We start from the raw sequence: 6,206 nt of genomic DNA, 5'->3' as shown, positions 1-6,206 counted from the left end.
GCCCCGGCTGTTCCGGCTGGAGGAGGATGCCGCCGTCATCAACCGCATGGGCTTCAACAACGCGGGGCTTGAGGTCTTTCTCGCCAATCTGCGCCGTGCCGGGCGCACCGCCGCTGCCGTGGGCGCCAATGTGGGCATCAACAAGGAGGGCGCGGACCCGGAGCGCGACTACCCCGCCCTGGTGAACGCGCTCTCCCCGCATGCCGACTACCTCACCATCAACATCTCCTCGCCCAACACCCCCGGCCTGCGCGATCTGCAGTCCGAGGCGCGGCTCACCGCCATCCTTTCCGCCATCACCACGGATAAGCCGGTGTTCGTGAAAATCGCGCCGGACCTCTCGCCCGAGGGGCTGGAGGCGGTGATCTCGGTCGCCCTGGCGCGCAACATCGCGGGGCTGATCATCTCCAACACCACGCTGGCCCGGCCGGATACGCTGCGCAGCCCACGCAAAACCGAGACCGGCGGGCTATCCGGCGCGCCGTTGTTCGGCCCCTCCACCGCCATGCTGGCGCGCGCGCACCAGCTTTGCGGCGGAAAGCTCACCCTCATCGGCGCCGGGGGCATCTCAACGCCCGAGCAGGCGCTCGCCAAAATCCTCGCGGGCGCCTCGCTGGTGCAGCTCTACACCGGCTTCGCCTATGGCGGCCCCGCGCTCATCCCCGCGCTCAAATCCGGCCTCGCCGCCCTGCTGCGCGCGCGTGGCTTCAGCGCTCTCACCCAGGCCGTGGGGGCAGGGGCATGACCGGCTTTGGCGCCCTCGCGCAAAATTATGACGGTTTCATCGTCGACCTCTGGGGCGTGGTGCATGACGGGGTCAAACCCTATCCCGGCGTGCTGGACTGTCTCTCGCGCCTGCGCGGCGCGGGCAAAACCGTGGTCTTTCTCTCCAACGCCCCGCGCCGGCCGGATTCCATCGCCGCCACGCTGGGCGCCATGGGCATCGGCCCCTCGCTCTACACCGGCATCATGTCCAGCGGCGAGGCGGTGCATCTGGCCTTGCGTGACCGGACGGACGAATTCGCTGCCCTGGGCAGCAAGCTCTACCACCTCGGCCCCGCGCGCGACCGCGGCGTGTTTGACACCTTGCCCCTCGACCAGGTGGACGACCCCGCCGCCGCTGATTTTCTGCTCAACACGGGGCCGGACGACGTGCTCGGCCCGCAGGACCCGGAGCTTTACGCCCCGGTCCTGAAAGCCGCCCTGCGCGCGGGCATCCCCATGGTCTGCGCCAACCCTGATCTGGAAGTGGTGCGCGACGGTGTGCGGATCATCTGTGCCGGGCTGCTGGCCGAATACTACAAGGCCGATGGCGGAACCGTGATCCAGCGAGGCAAGCCGGACCCGGCGATCTACAAACCCACCCTCGCCATGCTCGGCACCACGCCGGCGCGCACTCTGGCCATTGGCGACTCGCTGCGCACTGACATCGCGGGCGCCAAGGCCGCCGGCATCGCCTCCTGCTGGGTGCTCTCGGGCATCCACGCCCTGCACCCCGATGCCGCCCCGCAGGAAGCCGCGCAGCTGGGCCTCGCCCCGGTCTCGATCCTTCCCGGTTTCAGCTGGTAAGTCCGTTTCCGCCGTTATCCTTCCTTAATCATTGCCGCTCTATAAATCGCCTACCTGAACAGTGGTTAAAGGTCGGTTTCACAAATGAGCATCATGGACTGGGTCAATAGCGGCGACAACGCCGCGGTTTTGCGGGCGCTGAAAAAATCCTTCGCCGTCATAGAATTTGAGCCCAGCGGCAAAATCATCACCGCCAATGAGAGTTTTTGCGCCCTCACCGGCTATGCGCTGAGCGAGCTGCAAGGCAAGCACCACAGCCTGCTGGTAGACCCTGAATATGCCCGTTCCGAGGCGTATCAGGAATTCTGGCGCCGCCTCAAAAAAGGGGTGTTTGAGACGGGCGATTTCCGCCGCGTCGGCCGTGGCGGGCAGGAGGTCTGGCTCCAGGCGTCGTACACCCCGGTCACGATACAGGGCGGGCATGTCACCAAGGTCATAAAGCTGGCGCTGGACATCACGCAAAGCAAAGTGGCTGCAACGCGCAACGCCAGCCTGCTGGAGGCGCTCTCGCGTTCCCAGGCGATGATCGAATTCAGCCTCGATGGCGTGATTCTAAGCGCCAATGAGAATTTCCTGCGCGTCATGGGCTACAGCCTGGAAGAAATCGTGGGCCGCAAGCACGCCATGTTCGTCGAGCCCGCCTACGCGGCCGGCGCGCCGTACCGGGAATTCTGGGAGCATCTGCGCGCGGGTGAATTTGTGTCCGGAGACTTCAACCGCACCGGCAAAAACGGCCGTTCGGTCTGGCTCCAGGCGAGCTACAACCCGGTGTTCGGGAGTGGCGGCAAGCTCACGAGCGTGATAAAATTCGCGACCGACCTCACCGAGCGGATGGAAGATGTCGCCATTGTCGGCGCTTCCATGTCGCGCCTGGCGGAGGGCGACCTGGAAGCGCGGATTACCGAAAACCTCATGCCCTCGCTGGATAAATTACGGATTGACTTCAACGCCGCGGCTGAAACGCTGCAATCGGCGCTGCAAAAAGTTTCCGGTGCTGCGTTCACCATCCAGTCAGCCACCGGAGAGATCAGCACCTCCGCGCAGGATCTTTCCCGCCGGACGGAGCAGCAGGCCGCCAGCCTGGAGGAAACCGCCGCGGCGCTGGACCAGATAACCGCCACGGTGCAAAAAACCGCCAGCGGCGCGCTGCATGCGCGCAAGGTTGTTGCCACGGCCTCCGGCGATGCGGAAAAATCGGGGGATATCGTGCGCCACGCCGTCGCCGCGATGGACGGGATCGAGAAAAGCTCGCAGGAGATCGGGCAGATCATTGGTGTGATTGATGAAATCGCCTTCCAGACCAATCTGCTGGCGCTCAACGCCGGGGTTGAGGCGGCGCGCGCGGGCGATGCCGGGCGCGGCTTTGCCGTCGTCGCCTCCGAAGTGCGCGCCCTGGCCCAGCGCTCGGCTGATGCGGCGAAGGAGATCAAGCGGCTTATCACCACCTCGGGCCGGCAGGTGGCTGATGGTGTCAACCTGGTGGGAGACGCTGGCAATGCCCTGGAGCGAATCGCCCGGCAGGTCTCCGAAATCAACACCGTGGTCGCGGAAATCGCGGCCAGCGCGCAGGAGCAAGCCGCTGGGCTCAGCCAGGTGAACGCCGCCATCAACCAGATGGACCAGATGACCCAGCAGAACGCCGCCATGGTTGAGGAAACCACCGCCGTGAGCGAGACCCTGGCGCATGAGGGGCATGATCTGGCGCGGCTGATCTCCCGCTTCAAGGTAGGCCGCGCCGCGCCCGTTGCAGCGCCTGCCGCGCCGCCGCCCAGAAAAAGCGTGGCGCGGCCTGCACAATCAAAAACCCCGGTCAGCAGCGCACGCCGCCTGGCACCCAAGGAAATTCAGGTGGTGGAGGAGGAATGGGCCGAGCTGTAAACACCCCGGCCGTCAATTTGTTGTTTTTTTGTACTGAACCCGCACAAATTGGGGTGCAAGTAAAAAATAAAGCCGCTCTAACAATTGGTTAGGCGGCTTTTGCCGTAAGCGCTCCACGTGGAGCGTTGTTTTTAAGAAGCCTTGGCGAGCGCGTCAAACCCCTGCAAGCGTTTCACCAGCGCGGGCATCTGGTCCAGCGGGATCATGTTTGGTCCGTCAGAGGGGGCGTTGTCCGGGTCCTGATGGCATTCGATGAACACAGCGGCGCAGCCAACCGCCAGCGCCGCGCGCGCCAGCACAGGGGCAAAGCGCCGCTCACCGCCCGAGGAGGTGCCCATGCCGCCGGGCTGCTGCACGGAATGCGTGGCATCGAACACCACCGGGTAGCCGGTCTCGGCCATGATTGGGAGTGAGCGCATGTCGCTCACCAGCGTATTGTAGCCAAAGCTGGCCCCGCGCTCGCACAGCAGGATTTTTTCATTGCCCGTGCTGGCGATTTTGGCGGCGACGTTCTTCATGTCCCATGGCGCCAGGAACTGCCCTTTTTTCACGTTGATCGCCTTGCCGGTGGCCCCGGCGGCCAGCAGCAGATCCGTCTGGCGGCATAAAAACGCGGGGATTTGCAGCACATCCACCACCTCGCCCACCGGGCCGCATTGCGCCGCGTCATGCACATCGGTCAGTACCGGCAGGCCAAAAACTTCGCGCACTTCGCTGAGGATTTTCAAACCCTCCGCCATGCCGATGCCGCGCGCGGCGGCGGCCGAGGTGCGGTTGGCCTTATCAAAACTGGATTTATAGATCACGCCGATGCCAAGTTCGCGTGAAAGCTTGGCGAGCACGCTGGCAACTTCCATGGTGTGCGCGCGCGACTCGATCTGGCACGGACCCGCGATCAGCGTGAACGGCAGATCGTTGCCGATTGTCAGATTACCGGCGGTCACATGTTTCATACGAGCCTCGACTGCGCCACGGCGGCGGCGATAAAGCCTTTGAACAGCGGATGTGGTTCAAACGGCTTGGATTTCAGCTCCGGGTGATACTGCACGCCGATGAACCAGGGGTGGTTCGGGTATTCGACGATTTCGGGCAGCACGCCATCCGGCGAGAGGCCGGAGAATTGCAGCCCGGCGGCCTCCAGCTGCGCGCGGAAATGGATGTTGACCTCAAAGCGATGCCGGTGGCGCTCTGAAATCTGCGCCGCGCCGTTGTAAACCTCGCGGACCAGCGAGCCTGCGGCGAGGGCGGCGGGGAAGGCGCCGAGGCGCATGGTGCCGCCAAGGTCGCCACCCGCGCGGCGGCGCTCGATATCGTTGCCGCGGGCCCATTCGGTGAGCAGGCCGACGATGGGGATTTCGCAGGGGCCAAACTCGGTGGAGGAGGCGCCGGGCATGCCGGCGAGGTTGCGTGCCGCTTCGATCACGGCCATCTGCATACCGAAACAAATGCCCAGGAACGGCACCTTGCGCTCGCGCGCGAACCGCACGGCCTCAATTTTGCCCTGCGTGCCGCGCTCGCCGAAGCCGCCCGGAACCAGGATGCCGTGCACGCCATCAAGCTGCTGCACGGTATCGGGCTGTTCGAACACTTCCGAATCCACCCAGTCCAGCACGACCTTCACCTTGTTGGCGATGCCGCCATGGGCCAGGGCTTCGGCCAGGGATTTATAACTGTCCAGCAAATTTGTGTATTTGCCGACCACGGCGATGCGCACCTCGCCCTCGGGGCGCGCACGGTCTCCACGATGCGCTGCCAGCGCGCCAGATTCGGTTCGCTCTCGAAGGGCAGCCCGAAATGGCGCAGCACTTCGCGGTCCATCCCCGCTTCATGATACGAGATCGGCACGGCGTAGATTGTGTTCACATCCAGCGCCGGGATTACCGCTTCGGCCCGCACGTTGCAGAAGCTGGCGATCTTGCGCCGCTCGTTCTCGGGAATTTCGCGGTCGCAACGGCAGATGAGCATTTGCGGCTGAATGCCGACGTTGAGCAGCTCCTTGACCGAATGCTGGGTCGGTTTGGTCTTCAGCTCACCGGCGGAGGGAATGTAGGGCACCAGCGTGAGGTGCACGAACATCGCGCGTTCGGGGGTGAGTTCGTTGCCGAGCTGGCGGATGGCCTCCAGGAAGGGCAGGCTCTCAATGTCGCCGACCGTGCCGCCGATTTCCACCAGCACGAAATCAAACTGTTCAGACTCGCGCAGCACAACGTCCTTGATGGCGTCGGTGATATGCGGGATCACCTGTACGGTGGCGCCGAGGTAGTCCCCGCGCCGCTCCTTGGCGATCACATCCGAATAGATTTTGCCGGTGGTGGCATTGTCGAGCTTGTTGGCGGCCACGCCGGTGAAGCGCTCGTAATGGCCGAGGTCCAGGTCGGTCTCCGCCCCGTCATCGGTCACGAATACCTCACCATGCTGGTAGGGGCTCATCGTGCCGGGATCGACATTAAGATAGGGGTCCAGCTTGCGCAGGCGCACGGAATAACCGCGGGCCTGGAGCAAAGCGCCAAGTGCCGCCGAGGCGATACCCTTACCGAGGGAAGAGACCACGCCGCCGGTGATGAATACAAACCGCGTCATGGAATCCAATCATACATGAGTGGTGAAAAAAACGAGAGGGGAAAATGCGCGCGCGGCAGTATGGCAGCCCCGCGCGCCGGAGGGAAAAAAACTATTGCGCCGGGGCGCTGGCGGGTGCCGGCACGGCAGGCGCAGCCGGCGCGGGGAGTGCGTCCGCCGGGGTTTGCGGCAGCGCGGGG

At 64.4% G+C, this 6,206-nt stretch carries 4 protein-coding genes and 1 pseudogene; 3 read left to right on the top strand and 2 right to left on the bottom strand.

The window, feature by feature from the left end; genetic code table 11:
* From pyrD to HKL97_RS04760, 3 genes are all read left to right on the top strand, one after another.
* Positions 1 to 745: dihydroorotate dehydrogenase (quinone) (pyrD, locus tag HKL97_RS04770; RefSeq protein ID WP_291422983.1), on the top strand; the 745-nt coding region annotated here is incomplete at its 5' end.
* Positions 742 to 1,569, top strand: coding sequence for a TIGR01459 family HAD-type hydrolase (locus HKL97_RS04765; protein ID WP_291422981.1), 828 nt, complete (start codon positions 742 to 744; stop codon positions 1,567 to 1,569). The genes pyrD and HKL97_RS04765, both read left to right, overlap by 4 nt.
* 84 nt (positions 1,570 to 1,653) lie before the next feature.
* Positions 1,654 to 3,447, top strand: coding sequence for a PAS domain-containing methyl-accepting chemotaxis protein (locus HKL97_RS04760; RefSeq protein ID WP_291422979.1), 1,794 nt, complete (start codon positions 1,654 to 1,656; stop codon positions 3,445 to 3,447).
* 131 nt (positions 3,448 to 3,578) lie between these two features.
* On the opposite strand, the gene kdsA is transcribed toward HKL97_RS04760, so the two are convergent.
* Together kdsA and HKL97_RS04750 are read right to left on the bottom strand one after the other, a co-directional pair.
* The gene (gene kdsA / locus HKL97_RS04755; protein WP_291422977.1) at positions 3,579 to 4,400 is read right to left on the bottom strand and encodes a 3-deoxy-8-phosphooctulonate synthase; all 822 of its coding nucleotides are present in this window, start codon (positions 4,398 to 4,400) and stop codon (positions 3,579 to 3,581) included.
* Positions 4,397 to 6,027: pseudogene (locus HKL97_RS04750) on the bottom strand (CTP synthase). The gene kdsA and the pseudogene HKL97_RS04750 overlap by 4 nt, the downstream one beginning before the upstream one ends.
* Positions 6,028 to 6,206: the final 179 nt, after the last annotated feature.

It is taken from the genome of Acidocella sp. (assembly GCF_013044125.1).
Lineage (GTDB): Bacteria > Pseudomonadota > Alphaproteobacteria > Acetobacterales > Acetobacteraceae > Acidocella.
This window is presented reverse-complemented; position numbering and strand designations above follow the sequence as displayed.